This window comes from Rhodococcus sp. 14-2470-1b (genome assembly GCF_002259415.1).
GTDB lineage: Bacteria > Actinomycetota > Actinomycetes > Mycobacteriales > Mycobacteriaceae > Rhodococcoides.
In genome coordinates this window covers 128,685-147,465 of the sequence record NZ_NPFY01000035.1, presented here as the reverse complement: position 1 = coordinate 147,465, position 18,781 = coordinate 128,685, and the positions used below count along the sequence as shown (strand labels likewise).

Genomic DNA, 18,781 nt, shown 5'->3' with positions numbered 1-18,781 from the left:
CGCGGTTCAAGCGACCGCAGTTCACTCCTTCGAGGTTGCGCTCGTGACCGGTCTGTCCGGTGCGGGTCTGCGCACGGCCGCGAAGGTGCTGGAGGACCTGGGGTGGTACGTGGCGGACAATCTGCCACCCGAGCTGATTTCGAAGATGATCGACGTGGCGCTCGAGTCGGAACCTCCGCTCGAACGCCTCGCGTTGGTCATGGACGTCCGTAGTCGCCTGTTCACCGGTGATCTCGGATGGGTCGTCCGTGAACTGAACTCGCGGGGGATTCGGAATCGAGTCCTGTTCCTGGAAGCTGCGGATGCTGTGCTGATTCAACGATTCGAGTCCAACCGTCGAAGCCACCCACTGCAGAACGACGGCCAGGACGGCACCTTGTCCGAGGGGATACACGCCGAACGTGCCCGGCTCGCCGAGGTGAAATCCGTCGCGGACGTGGTCGTGGACACGACGTCGCTCTCGGTGCATCAATTGCGTCGCCGAGTGGAGGCCTCGTTCGGAGGAACCGACATCGCGGTGATCGGTGTGACCGTCCAGTCCTTCGGCTTCAAGTACGGTCTGCCGATCGATTCCGATCTCGTGTGCGACGTGAGATTTCTACCGAATCCGCACTGGGTCCCGGAGCTACGCGAACATACTGGCAAAGAGCCTGCAGTGCGTGATTACGTCCTGGGTCAAGACGGTGCCCAAGACTATCTGCAGACCTTTCGGCACTTGTTGCAGTTGACCGTCGACGGGTATCGCAGGGAGGGCAAGAGCTACATGACCGTCGCGGTCGGGTGTACGGGTGGCAAGCATCGAAGTGTGGCAATGACAGAAGCGCTGGCAGACATGTTGGCGCGAGAGAACGACTTGTCGGTGCGGGTGTTGCACCGAGACGCGGGCCGCGAATGAGCGACATGAAAGTCGTTGCCCTCGGCGGCGGACACGGCCTGTATGCAACCCTCAGTGCGGCTCGGAGGCTCGCATCCCACGTGACGGCAATCGTGACCGTCGCGGACGACGGAGGGTCATCGGGTCGGCTCCGCGCGGAGCTCGGGCTGGTTCCGCCGGGTGACCTCCGTATGGCGTTGGCAGCGCTGTCGTCGGAGGAACCACGCACGCGCATGTGGGCAGATGTCATGCAGCATCGGTTCGGCGGATCGGGTGCGCTCGCGGGCCATTCCGTCGGGAACCTGATCCTCGCGGGCCTGACAAAGGTCCTCGGCGACACGGTGCTCGCGTTGGACGAAGCAGCACGCCTGCTCGGAATCGAGGGCCGCGTCGTGCCGATGGCTCCGATCCCGCTGGACATCGAGGCCGACGTCTCGGGGTTGGAAGACGATCCACGGGTCTCGCGTGTCATCCGCGGACAGGTCGCCGTCGCGACGACACCGGGCAAGGTACGGCGCGTGCGACTACTGCCATCGGATCCGCCCGCGACCCCGGAAGCCGTCCACGCGATCGACGAGGCCGATCTGGTCGTACTGGGACCGGGCTCGTGGTTCTCCAGTGTGATTCCCCACGTACTCGTCCCGGATCTGCTGGACGCATTGGCGCGGTCGTCCGCGGTCAAGGTGCTCGTACTCAATCTGGCACCGGAATTGGGGGAGACGACCGGATTCTCCGCCGAGCGGCACTTGCACGTACTGTCCCAGCACGCACCGGATTTCAGGGTCGACCACATCGTCGTCGACTCCGCGTTCGTACCGGTCGGTGGCGAACGCGAACATCTCGCCCGAGCGGCAGCACGGTTGGGAGCAGACGTCGTCTACGTGGACGTCGCGGAACCGGGCACCCACGCACATCATTTCGGAAAGTTGGCTGCGGCACTCGGTAGCATCGTCTCCTCGCAGGAGAACGACGCGTCCGACGGGCCGCGCAGAGAGGGGATCACTTCGTGGCCATGACAGCTGAGGTGAAGGACGAGCTGAGCAGGCTGGCTGTCACCCAGGTGAGCTGCAGGAGGGCCGAAGTGTCGGCGCTGCTGCGTTTCGCCGGCGGGCTTCACATCGTTGCCGGACGAGTAGTCGTCGAGGCTGAAATCGACCTCGGTTCGACGGCACGCCGGTTGCGCCGCGAGATCCTGGACCTGTACGGATACGCGTCCGACGTGCACGTTCTCAGCGCCGGTGGTCTGAGAAAGAGTTCGCGGTACGTCGTCCGAGTCGCCAAGGACGGGGAGGCCCTCGCCCGCCAGACCGGACTTCTCGACATGCGTGGTCGTCCCGTTCGAGGGCTGCCGGCCCAGGTGGTCGGCGGCACGGTCGGCGACGCCGAAGCGGCGTGGCGCGGGGCGTTCCTGGCTCACGGTTCTCTGACGGAGCCGGGTAGGTCCTCGGCGCTCGAGATCAGCTGCCCCGGGCCCGAGGCAGCGCTGGCGCTGGTCGGTGCGGCGCGCCGACTCGGCGTCGTCGCCAAGGCACGAGAAGTACGAGGCACCGACCGGGTCGTCGTGCGCGACGGAGAGGCCATCGGCGCGCTGCTCACTCGGATGGGAGCGCAGGACACCAGGCTCGTCTGGGAAGAACGGCGCATGCGTCGTGAGGTGCGTGCCACCGCCAACCGGCTTGCCAACTTCGACGATGCCAACCTGCGCCGGTCGGCGAGGGCAGCCGTGGCCGCGGCGGCGCGGGTCGAACGAGCGCTGCAGATTCTCGGCGACGACGTGCCGGATCATCTGGCCGCGGCCGGGTCGCTGCGCGTCCAGCATCGGCAGGCATCGCTGGAGGAACTCGGCCAACTCGCGGACCCACCGATGACCAAGGATGCGGTCGCCGGGCGTATCCGCAGGTTGCTGTCCATGGCCGATCGAAAGGCGAAGGACACCGGCATTCCGGACACCGAGTCCGCCGTCACCGCCGAATTACTCGACGAGGCCTGAGGCACCGGCGAGAGCTGACGACGCGACTGCTCGGATATCTGCAGGTGGAGGGCGATGCGCGCGCGAACGCAGTGCGCACACTAGGGTGGAAAACGCACGTAGGGACTTGCCCCATGCGTGAAATACGACAATCGGTTCAACAACTTAGGAGCGAACAGTGACGATCCGGGTAGGCGTGAACGGCTTCGGCCGCATCGGACGTAACTTCTTCAGGGCAGTCGATGCGCAGAAAGCTCTGGGCACCACCGACATCGAGATCGTGGCTGTCAACGACCTCACCGACAACGCATCCCTGGCGCACCTGTTGAAGTACGACTCGATCCTGGGCCGTCTGCCGCACGACGTCAGCCTCGAAGGCGACGACACCATCGTCGTCGGCGATCAGAAGATCAAGGCGTTGTCGCTGCGCGAGGGACCGTCTGCTCTTCCGTGGGGCGACCTGGGCGTCGACGTCGTCGTCGAGTCCACGGGTATCTTCACCGACGCCTCGAAGGCCAAGGGCCACCTCGACGCAGGCGCCAAGAAGGTCATCATCTCCGCACCTGCCAAGGGTGAGGACATCACGATCGTCATGGGCGTCAACGACGACAAGTACGACGGCAGCCAGAACATCATCTCCAACGCGTCGTGCACCACCAACTGCCTCGGCCCCATCGCCAAGGTTCTCGACGACGAGTTCGGCATCGTCAAGGGCCTCATGACCACGGTGCACGCCTACACGCAGGACCAGAACCTGCAGGACGGCCCGCACAGCGACCTGCGTCGCGCACGCGCAGCGGCCCTCAACGTCGTCCCCACCGGCACCGGCGCAGCAAAGGCCATCGGCCTGGTGCTCCCGCAGCTTCTCGGCAAGCTCGACGGATACGCACTGCGTGTGCCGATCCCGACCGGCTCGGTCACCGACCTCACGGCGAACCTGAAGAAGTCGGCATCCGTCGACGAGATCAACGCCGCCATGAAGGCAGCAGCGGAAGGCCCGCTGAAGGGCATCCTGAAGTACAGCACCGACCCGATCGTGTCTTCGGACATCGTCACCGACCCGCACTCGTCGATCTTCGACGCACCGCTGACCAAGGTCATCGACGACCAGGTCAAGATCGTGTCCTGGTACGACAACGAGTGGGGCTACTCCAACCGCCTGGCCGACCTCATCGGTCTCGTCGGAAAGTCCCTCTGATCACATGGCAGTCAAGACTCTGCAGGACCTGATCGACGCCGGTGTGTCGGGTCGCCCGGTTCTGGTGCGCTCTGACTTCAACGTGCCGATCGAGAACGGTGTCATCACCGATCCCGGTCGCATCGTCGCGTCGCTTCCGACGTTGAACGCACTGCTCGACGCCGGTGCGAAGCTCATCGTCACCGCGCACCTCGGCCGGCCGGACGGCAAGCCCGAGGCGAAGTACTCGCTCGCGCCGGTGGCGTCGAAGCTCGGGGAACTGCTCGGTCGCCACGTTCAGTTGGCGGGCGACGTCGTCGGCCAAGATGCTCAGGCTCGTGCCGAAGGGCTGACCGACGGCGACGTACTGCTGCTGGAGAACATCCGGTTCGATCCGCGCGAGACCAGCAAGGACGAGGCCGAGCGTGCTCAGCTGGCAGCCGAATTGGTCGCGCTCACCGATGGTGATGGTGCTTTCGTGTCCGACGGCTTCGGCGTCGTGCACCGCAAGCAGGCTTCGGTGTACGACGTGGCGAAGCTGCTCCCGTCGTACGCAGGTGGTCTGGTCGCCACCGAGGTCGACGTGCTGGCCAAGTTGACGGAGGATCCGGCACGCCCGTACGCGGTCGTGCTCGGCGGGTCGAAGGTCTCGGACAAGTTGGGTGTCATCGAGGCGCTCGCACCCAAGGTCGACACCTTGGTCATCGGCGGCGGAATGGCGTTCACTTTCCTTGCCGCACAGGGCTACTCGGTCGGTTCTTCGCTTCTGCAGGAAGACCAGATCGACGTCTGCAAGGACCTGCTCGAGCGATTCGGCGACGTCATCCACCTGCCGGTCGACATCGTGGTGGGTGACTCGTTCTCCAAGGACGCGGAAGCCGAGACCGTTGCCGCATCGGAGATCCCGGACGGCTGGATGGGACTGGACATCGGACCGGAGTCCGTCAGCCGATTCACCGCCGTACTCGCGAACGCGAAGACGATCTTCTGGAACGGCCCAGCCGGTGTCTTCGAGTTCGAGAAGTTCTCCGCAGGAACGCGTGGAATCGCCGAGGCAATCGTCGGTGCCACCGAGAAGGGCGCGTTCAGTGTCGTCGGCGGCGGGGACTCCGCAGCCGCCGTCCGTGCACTCGGACTGTCCGACGACGGCTTCTCGCACATCTCGACCGGAGGCGGAGCATCCCTCGAGTACCTCGAAGGCAAGCAGCTTCCCGGCATCGCAGCGCTGGAGGGATGAACCATGGCACGTAAGCCGCTCATCGCAGGCAACTGGAAGATGAATCTGAACCACCTCGAGGCCATCTCGCTGGTGCAGAAGATCGCGTTCTCGCTGCCCGCGAAGTACTTCGACAAGGTGGACGTGACGGTCATTCCGCCGTTCACGGACATCCGCAGTGTGCAGACGCTCATCGAGGGCGACAAGCTCCTGCTCACCTACGGCGCCCAGGACGTCTCCGCACAGGAGTCCGGCGCATACACCGGTGAGATCAGTGGGTCGATGCTCGCGAAGCTCGGTTGCACGTTCGCCGTCGTCGGGCATTCCGAGCGTCGCACCTTGCACAGCGAGGACGACGCCGCGGTCGCGGCCAAGACCAAGGCCGCGCTGAAGCACGGACTCACACCGATCGTGTGCATCGGTGAAGGTCTCAACATCCGTGAGGCGGGCGAGCACGTCTCGTACAACATCACGCAGCTTCGCGGTTCGCTGGCCGGGTTGTCGGCCGAGGACATCGCGAAGATCGTGGTCGCGTACGAGCCGGTGTGGGCCATCGGCACCGGCCGAGTTGCCAGTGCCGCGGACGCGCAGGAAGTGTGCTCGGCAATCCGCGATGAGCTGAAGACGCTCGCCTCCGCCGAGGTGGCGGCAGGCGTTCGAGTCCTCTACGGCGGCTCCGTCAACGCGAAGAACGTGGGTGAGATAGTCGGCCAGCCCGACGTCGATGGTGCACTCGTCGGTGGAGCCTCCCTCAAAGCGGACGAGTTCGCCACATTGTCGGCCATCGCCGCGGGTGGCCCTCTGCCCTGATCGCACAGCTGATCGAGCAACAGATCGGACACTGCCGTGTTACCGCCACCGAGGCGGTGGCACGGCAGTGTGCGTCGTGCAGGTAGGCTGTCACGGGTTGTGAGCTGAGACTATTGTGAGGCGGACATGGAACTGTTCCTGGATATTTTGCTGGTGGTCACCAGTTTGGCGCTGATTCTTCTGGTGCTGCTGCACCGGGGCAAGGGCGGCGGCCTGTCCAGTCTGTTCGGCGGTGGTGTCCAGTCGTCTCTGTCGAGCTCGACGGTCGTGGAGAAGAACCTGGATCGGTTGACCATTTTCACCGGCGTCGTGTGGCTGATCGCAATCCTCGGAATCGGTCTGGAGATCAAGTTCTCCTGATCCGGTTTGTCCTTACATATCATGTTGCGGTACCGGGCCCGTACAGGACCTCGGGCTGCATGACGCCGGTGGGTGCACGATAATCGGGGGATGAGCGAAACCCCTTTGGAGTCGTCAGGATCTCCCGCCTTCGTCACACCCACGACGCAAGGTCGTGAGTTGACCGAGCCGCTGCGGGAAGACATTCGATACCTCGGTGGCATTCTGGGCGACATCATCCGCGAGCACGAGGGCCCAGCCGTGTTCGACCTCGTCGAGCGTGCCCGAGTCGAATCCTTCGCCGTCCGTCGCTCGGAGGGTGAGCGCGACGATTCGCTCGGGATCTACGCCGACCTCGATGTGGCGCAGGCAGTCCCGCTCATCCGCGCGTTCAGCCACTTCTCGCTGCTGGCCAATCTCGCCGAGGATCTGCACCGCGAGCGTCGCCGCGCAATTCACCTCGATCGCGAGGATCCGCCGCAGGACAGCAGTCTCGACGCGACGTGGATCAAACTCGATACTGCCGACCTCACTCAGCAGCAAGTGGCCGATGCACTGACCGATGCGCTCGTGGCGCCGGTCATCACTGCGCATCCGACGGAAACGCGTCGACGCACGGTGTTCGACGTTCAATCCAGGATCACCGAGCTCATGCGGCGGCGCGAGGTTGCCTCGTCCGCGGCAGCGAACAACGCGTCGAGCGCTGCCAAAGAGCTTGCTGCGGTAGATGTTCAGATCCGTCGCCAGGTCCTCACTCTGTGGGAGACGGCCCTGATCAGGTTGTCCAGGCTCCGTATCCAGGACGAGATCGAGGTTGGCCTCCGCTACTTCGAGACGTCACTGTTCGACGTCATTCCGGCACTCAACGCCGACGTACGTCAGGCCCTGCGGCAGAGGTGGCCGTCGAGTGACCTGCTGCCGCAGCCCATTCTTCGTCCCGGTTCGTGGATCGGCGGAGACCGCGACGGAAATCCGAACGTCACAGCCGAGGTCGTACACACCGCCACACATCAGGCCGGGTACACCGCGTTCGCCCACTATCTGGACGAGCTCGTCGCGCTCGAGAGGGAACTGTCGATGTCCGCGCGACTCGTCGCGGTCAGCGACGAACTGCTGACGTTGGCGGCAGAATCCGGCGATCCGGCCGACACCCGCAACGACGAACCGTATCGCGTCGCCGTGCGCGGCATCCGAGCACGGCTGACGGCCACCGCCGCGCGGGTTCTCGACTCCGTTCCCGTCGCCGGCCTCGATGTCGGGTCCACCCCGTACGCCGCGCCCCAGGACGTACTGAACGATCTCGACACGATCGACCGAGCGCTGCGTGCCGACGGTGATGCTCTCATCGCCGACGACCGTCTACTGGCGCTGCGCCAAGCAGTCGAGACGTTCGGCTTCCACCTGCAGGCACTGGACATGCGCCAGAACTCGGAGACGCACGAGGAAGTCGTTGCCGAACTCCTGGCATGGGCCGGTGTTCACTCCGATTACGCCTCGCTCGACGAGAACGAACGGGTCGCTCTGCTGGCACGGGAGCTGACCACTCGACGACCCCTCGTGGGCCCGACGGCCCAGCTGAGCGAACTCGCGACCAAGGAACTCGGCATCGTCCGCGCTGCGAAGATAGCCATCGATCACCTCGGGCCCGACACGATCCAGAACTACATCATCAGCATGTGCCAGTCGGTGAGCGACATGCTCGAAGCCGCCCTGCTGCTGAAGGAAGCCGGAATCTTCGACCCCGGCACCGACGGATCCGCGCCGACGTCGACTGTGGGCGTAGTGCCTCTGTTCGAAACCATCGAGGACCTGCAGCAAGGCGCAGCCACACTCGTGGCCACTCTCGACGTTCCGGTCTACCGAGCTCTCGTCGCGGGCCGCGGTATGAACCAGGAAGTGATGCTCGGGTACTCCGACTCGAACAAGGACGGCGGGTACCTCGCGGCGAACTGGGCGTTGTACCGCGCCGAACTGGATCTGCTCGAGGCGTCGCGCAAGACCGGAATTCGGTTGCGACTCTTCCACGGTCGAGGTGGCACCGTCGGCCGCGGTGGCGGCCCGAGCTACGACGCCATCCTCGCGCAGCCTCCGGGCGTCGTGCAGGGGTCCCTGCGTCTGACCGAACAGGGCGAGATCATCGCCGCCAAGTACGCCGAGCCGTCCATGGCTCGTCGCAACCTCGAATCGCTGGTGGCAGGCACGCTCGAATCGACCCTGCTCGATGTGGAAGGTCTCGGCGACGGTGCCGAGCCTGCCTACGAGGTGCTCGACGACCTGGCGGCGAAAGCCCGCGCTGCGTACGGTCGGCTCGTGCACGAGGAGCCTGGATTCGTGGAGTACTTCCGAATGTCCACTCCGGTTGCGGAGGTGGGGGAGCTCAACATCGGAAGCCGCCCCGCCTCACGCAAGCCGACCAACTCGGTGTACGATCTGCGCGCGATCCCATGGGTGATGTCCTGGAGCCAGTGCCGTGTGATGCTGCCCGGCTGGTACGGAACCGGTACGGCGTTCGAGGAATGGGTCGGCGGCGACGAGAACAAGCTGGCGGTACTGACGGACCTGTACCGGAAGTGGCCGTTCTTCCAAACGGTGCTGTCGAACCTCGCGCAGGTCATGGCCAAATCGGATCTGGGGATCGCTGCTCGTTACTCCGAACTCGTCCCGGACACGGAACTGCGCACCAGGATCTTCGGAATGATCGAAGCAGAGCACGCGAAAACCATCGAGATGTACCTCTCCATCACCGGTCACTCGAGGTTGCTCGAGGACAATCCTGCCCTGGAACGGTCGGTGCACAACCGGTTCCCGTACCTCGAGCCCCTCAACCAGATGCAGGTCGAGATGCTGCGACGCTACCGTGCCGGTGACGAGGAGGAGCGAGTCAAACGCGGCATCCTGCTGACGATGAACGGTCTGGCGACGGCCCTGCGCAACAGCGGCTAGTCACGTACGGCTCAGTCCTGATCGAGTCTGGAACCGGCGCCGTGTCGGCTGCGTCTGACTAGGTATGAGGCAGTGCAGAACTGACGCCAAGTCCTGGCGCGACGGCTCGGCGTACCGTTCTGCCCGGTCGGCGCGTCGGACACCACCGACAGCGAAGGACGCGGACGACACAGCGAGCACACGCGACTCGGACGCCGACGGCGCCGGTACCCCGTGACGAATCGGGTACCGGCGCCGCCGGGTCGTCTGCCGCTGCTCGAATCTAGTTGCTGTTCTCCAGCTTCGACGCCGCACCTGCATCGAGGAACCACACGGTCGATTCCGATCCGACCGCCCCCGCCGACGGGACGTCGTCGGAGTCGGCGCCGCCGACCGCTGCGGCCACCGCGTCCGCCTTGGCGTCCCCGGAGACCAACAGCCACACGTGCTTCGCACGTCGGACGGCAGGCAACGTCAGCGTGATTCGTACCGGCGGCGGTTTCGGAGAATCCTCGACGGCCACCACGTACCGATGCTGTTCGCGAACGGCGTCGGTGTGCGGGAACAGAGAATTGATATGTCCCTCACCGCCCATACCGAGCAGGTGCACGTCGAATTCCGGTGTGTGCTCACCGTTGGAGCGGGCGCCGAGGATCTGCGCGTACGTTGCCGCAGCCACCTCGGGATCGCTGCCGTGTGGACCGTCCGACGCCGCCATGCGGAACACTCGGTCCGGGTGCACACCCACATGATCTAGTAGAGCCTGCGAGGCCTGCACCTCGTTGCGTTCGGAATCGCCTGCGGGAAGGAAACGTTCGTCGCCGAAGTAGACGTCGACCTGTCCCCAGTCGATGGCTCCGGAATCCGCGCGGAGAGCCTCCAGAAGCGCGACGCCGGTGCCGCCGCCGGTCAGCACGACCGACGCGACGCCGCGTTCGGCCTGAGCCGCCACGACCACGTCGACGAAGCGGGATCGAGCTGCGTCGACCAGTGACTGGGCGTCGAGAAACTGCAGGACGGATTTCTTACTCATAGCTCACCTTCGACAGACCCTTCAAGGCCAGTTCGTAGATTTCGTCGGTATCGAGGCGCCTGAGCTCCTCGGCCAAACACTCGCGGGTGCCACGTCGAGCGAGCGCGACCTCCGCATCGGGTTGGCCGGTTCTGCGCAGCGTGGCCGTCTTTCCGGTCTGCGGACGGGTGATCGAGATGCTGGTGGTCTCGCGATCCAACACGACCTTCAGCTCGCCCGTTCGACGATGGACCGGTACCTCCAGCTTGGCAGCGAGCCAACCGGCGAGAATGTCCAGTGCAGGCTCCTCGGCCAGACCCGAGACCACCGCGGAGACGACGGATTCGTGCGGTGCCTGATCCAGGGCCGTGGCGAGTAGCCCACGCCAATACGTGATTCGGCTCCACGACAGGTCGGTGTCTCCGTCGGTGTAACTGGACAACCTGCTCTTGATCGCCGCCGTCGTGTCCGGTGCATTGGTCGCATCGGTGATACGGCGAATTGCGAGCCGGCCCAAGGGATCCTGAGCAGGAACGGCAGGTGCTTCGTTGGGCCACCAGGCGACGATCGGGGTGTCCGGCAGCAGAAACGGTATGACGACGCTGTGTTCGTGATCCGCCAGTTCGCCGTTGAGGCGAAGGACGACGACCTCGGACGCTCCTGCGTCGCCCCCGACACGAATCTGCGCGTCGAGGCTCGACTCCGCGGACCGGTCTCCGTGGATCAGCACGATGACGCGGCACGGATGCTCCCGTGACGCCTCGTTCGCCGCTTCGATCGCGGACTCCGCCTTCGTGGCGTCCTTGCTGACGACGATCAGCGTCAGCACACGCCCGATGGTCACGGCACCGCCCGACTCCCGGAGGGAGACCAGTTGCTTTCCCACCTCGGCTGTCGTCGTCGAAGGAATGTCGACAATCACGGCCTTCTCCATTCGCGTCCGGTGCGTTGCATCATCTCGTCGGCTGTCTCCGGACCCCAGGTGCCCGCCTCGTACGGCTCAGCGGTGCCGCCCGACGCCCAGAAGTCGAGGATCGGATCCAGGATCTTCCAGGACAACTCGACCTCGGCATTGACGGGGAACAATGACGGTTCGCCGAGCAGTACGTCGAGGATGAGCCGTTCGTACGCCTCCGGTGAAGATTCGGTGAAGGCCTGACCGTAGCTGAAGTCCATGCTGACGTCGCGGACCTGCATGCTCGACCCAGGCACCTTCGAACCGAATCGCATGGTCACGCCCTCGTCGGGCTGGACCCTGATGACGAGCGCATTCTGGCCGAGTTCCTCGGTCATGGTGGCATCGAACGGCAGGTGTGGCGCGCGTTTGAACACCATGGCGATCTCGGTGACCCTGCGTCCCAGAGCCTTTCCGGTCCGCAGATAGAACGGAACTCCGCCCCAGCGTCTCGTGTCGACCTCGAGTGTGATGGCGGCGTAGGTTTCGGTGTTCGACTCGGGGTCGAATCCCTCTTCCTCCTTGAGCCCCTTGACCTTCTGGCTGCCCTGCCACCCGGCTGCGTACTGACCCCTGGCGGTGGTCTCGGCGAACGGTTCGGCGGCCTTGGTGGCGGAGAGAACCTTGATCTTCTCCGACTGCAGCTCCGACGGGCTGAAGCTCACCGGTTCTTCCATCGCCGTGATCGCCAGCAACTGCAGCAAGTGATTCTGGATGACGTCCCGGGCCGCGCCGATACCGTCGTAATACCCTGCGCGACCGCCCAATCCGATGTCCTCGGCCATCGTGATCTGCACGTGGTCGACGTAGTGGGCATTCCAGATGGGATCGAACAACTGATTCGCGAAGCGCAGAGCCAGAATGTTCTGGACGGTTTCCTTGCCCAAGTAGTGATCGATGCGGAAGACGGTGTCCTCGGGGAACACCCTGTTCACGACCGCGTTCAGTTCCTTGGCGCTGTCCAGATCGTGCCCGAACGGCTTCTCGATGACGACTCGGCGCCACTTGCCTTCCTCACGCTGAGCGAGGCCGGAGCGGGAGAGCTGTTCCAGAACGACAGGGAAGGCGCCGGGAGGGATCGACAGGTAGAAGGCGTGATTTCCCCCGGTGCCGCGGGTTTCGTCCAGTTCGGCGAGCGTGGCCGACAGGCTGTCGAACGCCGCGTCGTCGTCGAACGATCCCTGAACGAATCGAAATCCCTCCGCGAGGGTGTTCCACACCTCCTCGCTGAACGGCGTGCGGGCGTGATCGCGGACCGCGTCGTGCACGATCTGCGCGAAGTCCTCGTTCTCCCACTCTCGCCGCGCGAATCCGACGAGGGCGAAACCGGGGGGCAGGAGCCCCCGGTTCGCCAAGTCGTACACCGCAGGCATGAGCTTCTTACGGGCGAGGTCGCCGGTGACACCGAAGATCACGAGGCTGCAGGGCCCCGCGATCCGCGGAAGACGCTTGTCACGTGGATCGCGAAGTGGGTTGTGCCACTCCGCGGAATCCTTCTGATCGGTTTCTGCGGTGGCCACGTCTCAGCTCTTCTGGCCTGCTTGACGCAGCTGCTCGCCGGTGGCTTCGAGCAACTCGCTCCAAGACGCCTCGAACTTCTGCACGCCCTCGTTCTCGAGAGTGAGGAACACATCCGTCACGTCGATTCCGATCGCGGACAGCTGGTCGAAGACCTCCTGGGATTCGGGGCCCTTACTGGAGATGGTGTCTCCCGATACCTCGCCGTGGTCGGCGACGGCATCCAGAGTCTTCTCCGGCATCGTGTTGACCGTGTTGGGCGATACCAGGTCGGTCACGTACAGCGTGTCGGGGTAGGCCGGGTTCTTGACCCCGGTGGAGGCCCACAGCGGCCGCTGCGGGCGTGCTCCCGAGCCTGCGAGCTCGTGGAAGCGGGGCCCGACCTCGAACGCCTGCTGGTAGGCGACGTACGCCAGGCGAGCGTTGGCGAGTGCGGCCTTGCCTTTGAGCGCCTCGGCGTCGGGCGTGCCGATCTTGTCCAGCCGAGCGTCGATCTCGGTGTCGACGCGTGAGACGAAGAACGAGGCGACGGAGTGAATCTTCGACAGATCGTGGCCGGCCGCACGTGCAGCTTCCAAGCCCTCCAGATACGCGCCGATGACGGCCTCGTAGCGTTCGACCGAGAAGATGAGCGTGACATTCACGCTGATGCCCTCGCCGATGACCTTGGCGATCGCAGGGATACCTGCCTCGGTCGCGGGGATCTTGATCAGCACGTTGGGCCGGTCGACGATCTTCCACAGCTCGACGGCTTGCGCGATCGTCTTCTCGGTGTCGTGGGCCAGACGCGGATCGACCTCGATCGATACTCGTCCGTCGACGCCTGCTGAGGACTCGTGGATCGGAGCAAAGATGTCGCAGGCGTTGCGCACGTCGTCGGTGGTGACGGTGCGAATCGTCGCGTCGACGTCCGCTCCGCGCTCGGCGAGCTCGGTGACCTGAGCGTCGTACGCATCACCCTTGCTGAGAGCCGCCTGGAAGATCGACGGGTTGGTGGTGACACCGACGACGCTCTTGCTGTCGATGAGCTCCTTCAGGTTCCCGGAGGTGATGCGGTCGCGGGACAGATCGTCGAGCCAGACGGATACGCCTGCTGCGGACAGGTCTGCGAGGTTCTTGTTCTGGGTCATGGGTTATCCCTTCACATTGGTGATGGAGCGCTGCGCGGCGGCGACCACTGCGTCGGCCGTGAATCCGTACTCGCGGAAGAGCGTTTTGGCGTCGGCCGATTCGCCGTAGTGCTCGAGCGAGATGATCTCGCCGAAGCCGCCGACGATCGGGTACCACGGCATCGCGATGCCCGCCTCGATGGAGACGCGCGCCTTGACCGTGGGCGGAAGCACCTGGTCGCGGTAGTTCTGGTCCTGGCTGTTGAACCACTCGACACACGGCATGGATACGACCCGTGCGGCGATTCCCTGGGCTTCCAGAGTTTTCTGTGCCTCGACCGCGTACTGGAGCTCGGAACCCGTTCCGATCAGGATCACGTCCGGAGCAGCCTTCGACGACTCGACGAGGACATACCCGCCCTTCGAGACTCCCTCGTAGCTGGTGCCCTCGAGAACCGGGATGCCCTGACGTGTCAGCGCCAGGCCGACGGGTCCGCTGCTGCTGGATCGAGCGAGGGTCGACTGCCAGGCGTACGCCGTTTCGTTGGCGTCACCCGGGCGGACGACGGACAGGTTGGGAATGGCGCGCAGGGCGGCAAGGTGCTCGACGGGCTGATGCGTCGGGCCGTCTTCACCGAGGCCGATGGAATCGTGCGTCCAGACGTAGATCGGGTCGATGTCCATCAACGACGCGAGCCGGACAGCGGGACGCATGTAGTCACTGAACTGCATGAAGGTTCCGCCGTACGCCCGAGTCGGCCCGTGCATGACGATGCCGGACAGGATCGAGCCCATCGCGTGCTCACGGATACCGAAGTGCAGAGTCCGTCCGTAGGGCTCGGCATCCCAATCGTCGGTGGAGATGGACGTCGGCCCGAAGGACTTCGCGCCCTTGATCGTGGTGTTGTTGCTGCCGGCAAGGTCGGCGGATCCGCCCCAGAGTTCCGGAAGAACAGGTCCGACCGCGCTCAGAACGTCGCCGGACGCGGCGCGGGTCGCGATTGCCTTGCTGCCGGGCTCCCACGTCGGCAGGACGTCGGTCCAGCCCTCGGGGAGGTCGCCCGCGGTCAGGCGATCCAGCAACTTCTTACGCTCGGGCTCACGTGCAGCCCACGCGTCGAACTCCGTGTTCCACTCCGCGTGTGCCTTGCGGCCGCGCTCCTGCAGGCCGCGCGTGTGGGCGATGACCTCGTCGGTGACCTCGAAGGTCTTTTCCGGGTCGAAGTCGAGTGCCTTCTTGACCTTGGCGATTTCCTCGTCGCCGAGGGCGGCGCCGTGTACAGCGCCGGTGTTCATCATCGTCGGCGCCGGGTAGCCGATGATGGTGCGCAGCACGATGATCGACGGCTTGTCGGTCACGGCTTTCGCAGCCTCGATTGCTTCCTCGATGGCAGTGACGTTCTCGCCGCCTTCGACTACCTGGACGTGCCAGCCGTACGCCTCGTAACGTGCGGCGGTGTTCTCCGACAGCGCGATGTCGGTGGCGTGTTCGATGGAGATCTTGTTGTCGTCGTAGAACAGGATGAGGTTGCCGAGCTGCTGGGTGCCGGCGAGCGACGACGCCTCCGAGGTCACACCTTCTTCGATGTCGCCGTCGGATGCGATGACGTAGATGTAATGGTCGAACGGACTCGTCCCGAGCGCGGGCTCGGGATCGAACAAGCCACGCTCGCGACGCGACGCCATGGCCATACCCACCGCGGAGGCCAATCCCTGGCCTAGAGGTCCGGTGGTGATCTCCACGCCATCCGTGTGGCGGAATTCCGGGTGACCTGGAGTTTTGGACTTGAACGTGCGCAACGACTCGATGTCGACGAGTTCGAGGCCGAAGCCACCCAAGTACAGCTGCAGGTACAGCGTCAGGCTCGAGTGTCCACAGGAGAGAACGAATCGGTCGCGCCCGATCCAGTGCGTGTCGTTCGGGTCGTGACGCATGGTCCGCTGGAACAGGGTGTAGGCCAGCGGGGCGAGGCTCATCGCTGTACCGGGGTGGCCGTTGCCGACCTTCTGCACTGCATCGGCAGCGAGGACTCTGACAGTGTCGACCGCCCTGGTGTCCAGGTCCGTCCAGTCGCTGGGATGGTGCGCTGTAATGAGGACGTCAATATCGTCTGTGATCGACACGAGCAGAGATCTCCTGACATTCGTACGAGTGAGGCAGAACGCGCTCGATCAGTCGCAGATCGAAACACGTCGACTACCAGCCTAGTTCCGTCCGCGTCGGCTGTCGTGCCTTCCCCCCATCGAGCCCCGGGCTGTGTCGTCACGGGGCTCTGTCTCTTCACTTTGGGTGCCCTGAGAATTGGAGTGCAGGTGGTTCACGTCTACCATCGCTTTTAGTAGTGCGCTCGCCTCACGTCTTGTGCCGGTGTGCGTGCTGCTCGTTCATGAGTGTCGAGCCCGTGCAAGGAGACGTAGTGCGAATTGGGCAGCAGCCGGGCGGCCACGGATTCGCAGGCGGTCCCAGTCATCCCGAGCACGACGGATCCGCTGGTGGAACCGAGGACGGGCATCGGGACGGTTCAGCTGAGCCGGCGAAGTCGGCTTCTCGGCGGGCGCTTGCTCTCGTCATGGCGTACGTCGCGCTGACCAAGCCTCGTGTCATCGAACTTCTGCTCGTCACAACCATCCCGGCAATGCTTCTTGCCGATCGCGGCCAGGTACAGCCAGGTCTGATCCTGACCACTTTGTTCGGTGGAATGCTGGCCGCCGCGTCGGCCAACTGTCTCAACATGGTCGCCGACGCGGACATCGACAAGGTGATGGCTCGCACAGCCAAACGCCCGCTCGCGCGTGGCGCGATGCCGGTGTCGCACGCGTTCGTGTTCGGTGTCACCCTGGGAATCGTCTCGTTCTTCTGGCTGTGGTTCACGACAAACCTGCTCAGCGGCATCCTCGCGGTCGTCACGATCTGCTTCTACATCTTCGTCTACACCCTCGTCCTCAAGCGTCGTACGTCTCAGAACGTCGTCTGGGGCGGCGCCGCGGGCTGCATGCCCGTGATGATCGGCTGGTCCGCGGTCACCGGGACTATCGGCTGGCAGGCCGTTGTCATGTTCCTCGTGATCTTCCTCTGGACCCCGCCGCATACCTGGGCCCTCATGCTTCGGTACAAGGAGGACTACCAGGCGGCCAATGTCCCGATGCTGCCTGCAGTGGCGTCGGAAACGAAGGTGACCAAGCACATCGTCCTGTACGCGTGGGCCACCGTCGTCGCGACGTTTGCACTCGCGCCCGGTTCGGGAGTCATCTACGCGGCGGTCGCTCTCGCGTCGGGAATCTGGTTCCTCGTCGTGGCGCACCGGCTGTATGCCGGGGTGCGCGCGGGCACCCCGGTCAAGCCGCTGAAGTTGTTCATCCTGTCGAACGAGTACTTGGCGCTGGTGTTCTGTGGTCTGGCCGTGGACTCGGTCGTCGGGTGGGACACTGTGAGCCAGCTCCTTTCCTGAGCCGTTTTCACGGAACGAGTACGACCGAGCCGGTGGTGCGGCGACCTTCCAGCTCGGTATGCGCCGTCGCTGCGTCGGACAACGGGTGCACCGCACCCACCCGAACGGTCAGAATTCCGTCGGCTATCGCTTTGAACACCTCGCCCGCACGCCATTCGAGTTCGCTGCGATCTCGTAAGTGATGGGCCAGCGTCGGCCGGGTGAGGAACAGTGATCCGGCGCCGTTGAGCCGCTGCGGATCGAACGGCGGAACCGCGCCGCTGGCTGCGCCGAACAGTGCGAGCGTCCCACGTATGCGCAGCGAGGCGAGGCTCTGCTCGAACGTCGCGGCGCCGACACCGTCGTACACCGCGTGTGCGCCGTCCCCGTCGGTCAATTCTCGTACTTTCGCTGCGACGTCGTCGCTGTATTTCAGGACCTCCGAAGCACCCGCTTGTCGGGACAGCTCGGCCTTGGCGTCCGTCGATACCGTCGTGATCACGCGAACACCCGCCGCGACGGCGAGTTGGGTGAGGATGAGCCCGACGCCACCCGCTCCCGCGTGCACGAGCACGGTGTCGCCCGCAGCGGCCGGGTAGGTCGAGTTCAGGAGATAGTGGGCCGTCATGCCCTGCAGGAGTGCGGATGCGGCCTGCTCGGCTGGAACACCATCGGGTACCGCTACCGCGGCCGACGCCGGAACGATCACTTTCTCGGCGTAGCTACCCGGCGCGGTCGCCCAGGCAACGCGCTGACCGACGACGAACTCGCCGACCCCGTCGCCGACGGACTCCACCACCCCCGAGCCCTCGTCTCCGGGCACGTACGGCAGTTCGCGCTTGTACAGGCCGGTGCGGTAGTAGGTGTCGATGTAGTTGACGCCTGCGGCTTCGAGCCGCACGAGCAACTGGCCGGGGCCGGGAGTCGGCTCGGCGATGTCGACGGGGACGAGGACCTCCGGTCCACCATGTTCACGGATCTCCAGTGCACGCATGGTGTCTTTGTACACCTGCCGATTCCCAGGGGTTCTGGCCACGCGAAGTTACCGAGCGGTATCGTCTTCGGGTATGGCGACCGAAACAGAGACAACATCGCGTGAGACCGACGCGGCCGAGCCGAAGGTCGAGGTGCCCGCGGGTGCCCTCTCGGCAGTCAAGGCGTTCGTCGGAGAGCACGGCGGAACCGGAAATGTCGTGATCCAACCGATCGGACGTGCCGGAACGCGCGTCACCCTGGTCGGTGCCGACGGCGTGCTGGGCGATCAGGTCGTCGAGAACAACGACGTCGCGCACGCCCTCGTCGCCGCCGTCGACGGTTTGACCGAATCGGAGTGGGATCGCGAACTCGTCAGCGCAGTCACCCCTGCTCCCGGGCATTACCGCAAAATGGCGGGATGGGTTGCTCGCCAGACTCGATACCCGAAGGCGCGTAACGCGGCTCTGGAGAAATAGT

General features: G+C 64.8%; 16 protein-coding genes. 10 read left to right on the top strand and 6 right to left on the bottom strand.

All coding sequences use genetic code 11. The features are described 5' to 3' along the window. Positions 1-43: 43 nt before the first annotated feature. From rapZ to ppc, 8 genes are all read left to right on the top strand, one after another. A complete protein-coding gene (rapZ, locus tag CH293_RS23865) occupies positions 44-895 on the top strand; it encodes an RNase adapter RapZ (RefSeq protein ID WP_241483929.1) in 852 nt (283 codons plus the stop codon). Continuing rightward, positions 892-1,890 carry a uridine diphosphate-N-acetylglucosamine-binding protein YvcK gene (gene yvcK, locus CH293_RS23860; protein WP_094721675.1) on the top strand — a complete coding sequence of 333 codons (999 nt, stop codon included), beginning with the start codon at positions 892-894 and terminating at the stop codon, positions 1,888-1,890. Before rapZ ends, yvcK begins: the two co-directional genes overlap by 4 nt. Continuing rightward, entirely contained in the window at positions 1,881-2,864 is a 984-nt protein-coding gene (whiA, locus tag CH293_RS23855; RefSeq protein WP_094721674.1) for a DNA-binding protein WhiA, read from the top strand. Before yvcK ends, whiA begins: the two co-directional genes overlap by 10 nt. Positions 2,865-3,021: 157 nt before the next feature. Beyond that, positions 3,022-4,041: a type I glyceraldehyde-3-phosphate dehydrogenase gene (gene gap / locus CH293_RS23850; RefSeq protein WP_019666360.1), complete on the top strand. Its 1,020-nt coding sequence runs from the start codon at positions 3,022-3,024 to the stop codon at positions 4,039-4,041. A 4-nt stretch (positions 4,042-4,045) separates the two neighbouring features. After that, complete coding sequence (gene pgk, locus CH293_RS23845; RefSeq protein WP_094721673.1) at positions 4,046-5,257, top strand: phosphoglycerate kinase; 1,212 nt, start codon at positions 4,046-4,048, stop codon at positions 5,255-5,257. 3 nt (positions 5,258-5,260) lie between these two features. Further along, positions 5,261-6,046 (top strand): triose-phosphate isomerase, encoded by a 786-nt coding sequence (gene tpiA, locus CH293_RS23840; RefSeq protein ID WP_094721672.1) that lies wholly within the window; start codon positions 5,261-5,263, stop codon positions 6,044-6,046. A 126-nt stretch (positions 6,047-6,172) separates the two neighbouring features. Beyond that, complete coding sequence (secG, locus tag CH293_RS23835) at positions 6,173-6,406, top strand: preprotein translocase subunit SecG (RefSeq protein ID WP_019666357.1); 234 nt, start codon at positions 6,173-6,175, stop codon at positions 6,404-6,406. A 90-nt stretch (positions 6,407-6,496) separates the two neighbouring features. Next, the gene (ppc, locus tag CH293_RS23830; protein ID WP_094721671.1) at positions 6,497-9,328 is read left to right on the top strand and encodes a phosphoenolpyruvate carboxylase; all 2,832 of its coding nucleotides are present in this window, start codon (positions 6,497-6,499) and stop codon (positions 9,326-9,328) included. Between the two features lie 262 nt (positions 9,329-9,590). Here the strand turns inward: ppc and pgl are convergent, their stop codons facing one another. From pgl to tkt, 5 genes are read right to left on the bottom strand one after another with little or no spacing between them, the layout of a single operon-like run. Next, positions 9,591-10,340, bottom strand: a complete 750-nt coding sequence (gene pgl, locus CH293_RS23825) for a 6-phosphogluconolactonase (protein WP_037113191.1) — start codon at positions 10,338-10,340, stop codon at positions 9,591-9,593. Further along, complete coding sequence (opcA, locus tag CH293_RS23820) at positions 10,333-11,241, bottom strand: glucose-6-phosphate dehydrogenase assembly protein OpcA (protein WP_342585482.1); 909 nt, start codon at positions 11,239-11,241, stop codon at positions 10,333-10,335. Before opcA ends, pgl begins: the two co-directional genes overlap by 8 nt. After that, the gene (gene zwf / locus CH293_RS23815; protein ID WP_037113194.1) at positions 11,238-12,794 is read right to left on the bottom strand and encodes a glucose-6-phosphate dehydrogenase; all 1,557 of its coding nucleotides are present in this window, start codon (positions 12,792-12,794) and stop codon (positions 11,238-11,240) included. Before zwf ends, opcA begins: the two co-directional genes overlap by 4 nt. A 3-nt stretch (positions 12,795-12,797) precedes the next feature. After that, complete coding sequence (gene tal, locus CH293_RS23810) at positions 12,798-13,922, bottom strand: transaldolase (protein WP_094721670.1); 1,125 nt, start codon at positions 13,920-13,922, stop codon at positions 12,798-12,800. 3 nt (positions 13,923-13,925) lie between these two features. Next, on the bottom strand, positions 13,926-16,025 hold the full coding sequence (tkt, locus tag CH293_RS23805; protein WP_094721669.1) for a transketolase: 2,100 nt from the start codon (positions 16,023-16,025) through the stop codon (positions 13,926-13,928). Between the two features lie 293 nt (positions 16,026-16,318). Between tkt and CH293_RS23800 the strand changes: the two genes are divergently transcribed. Beyond that, positions 16,319-17,350: a heme o synthase gene (locus CH293_RS23800; protein ID WP_037113199.1), complete on the top strand. Its 1,032-nt coding sequence runs from the start codon at positions 16,319-16,321 to the stop codon at positions 17,348-17,350. 7 nt (positions 17,351-17,357) lie between these two features. Here the strand turns inward: CH293_RS23800 and CH293_RS23795 are convergent, their stop codons facing one another. After that, positions 17,358-18,323, bottom strand: a complete 966-nt coding sequence (locus CH293_RS23795) for a quinone oxidoreductase (protein ID WP_176460099.1) — start codon at positions 18,321-18,323, stop codon at positions 17,358-17,360. A gap of 73 nt (positions 18,324-18,396) precedes the next feature. On the opposite strand from CH293_RS23795, the gene CH293_RS23790 reads away from it, so the two are divergent. Further along, the gene (locus CH293_RS23790) at positions 18,397-18,780 is read left to right on the top strand and encodes a hypothetical protein (protein WP_094721667.1); all 384 of its coding nucleotides are present in this window, start codon (positions 18,397-18,399) and stop codon (positions 18,778-18,780) included. Position 18,781: the final 1 nt, after the last annotated feature.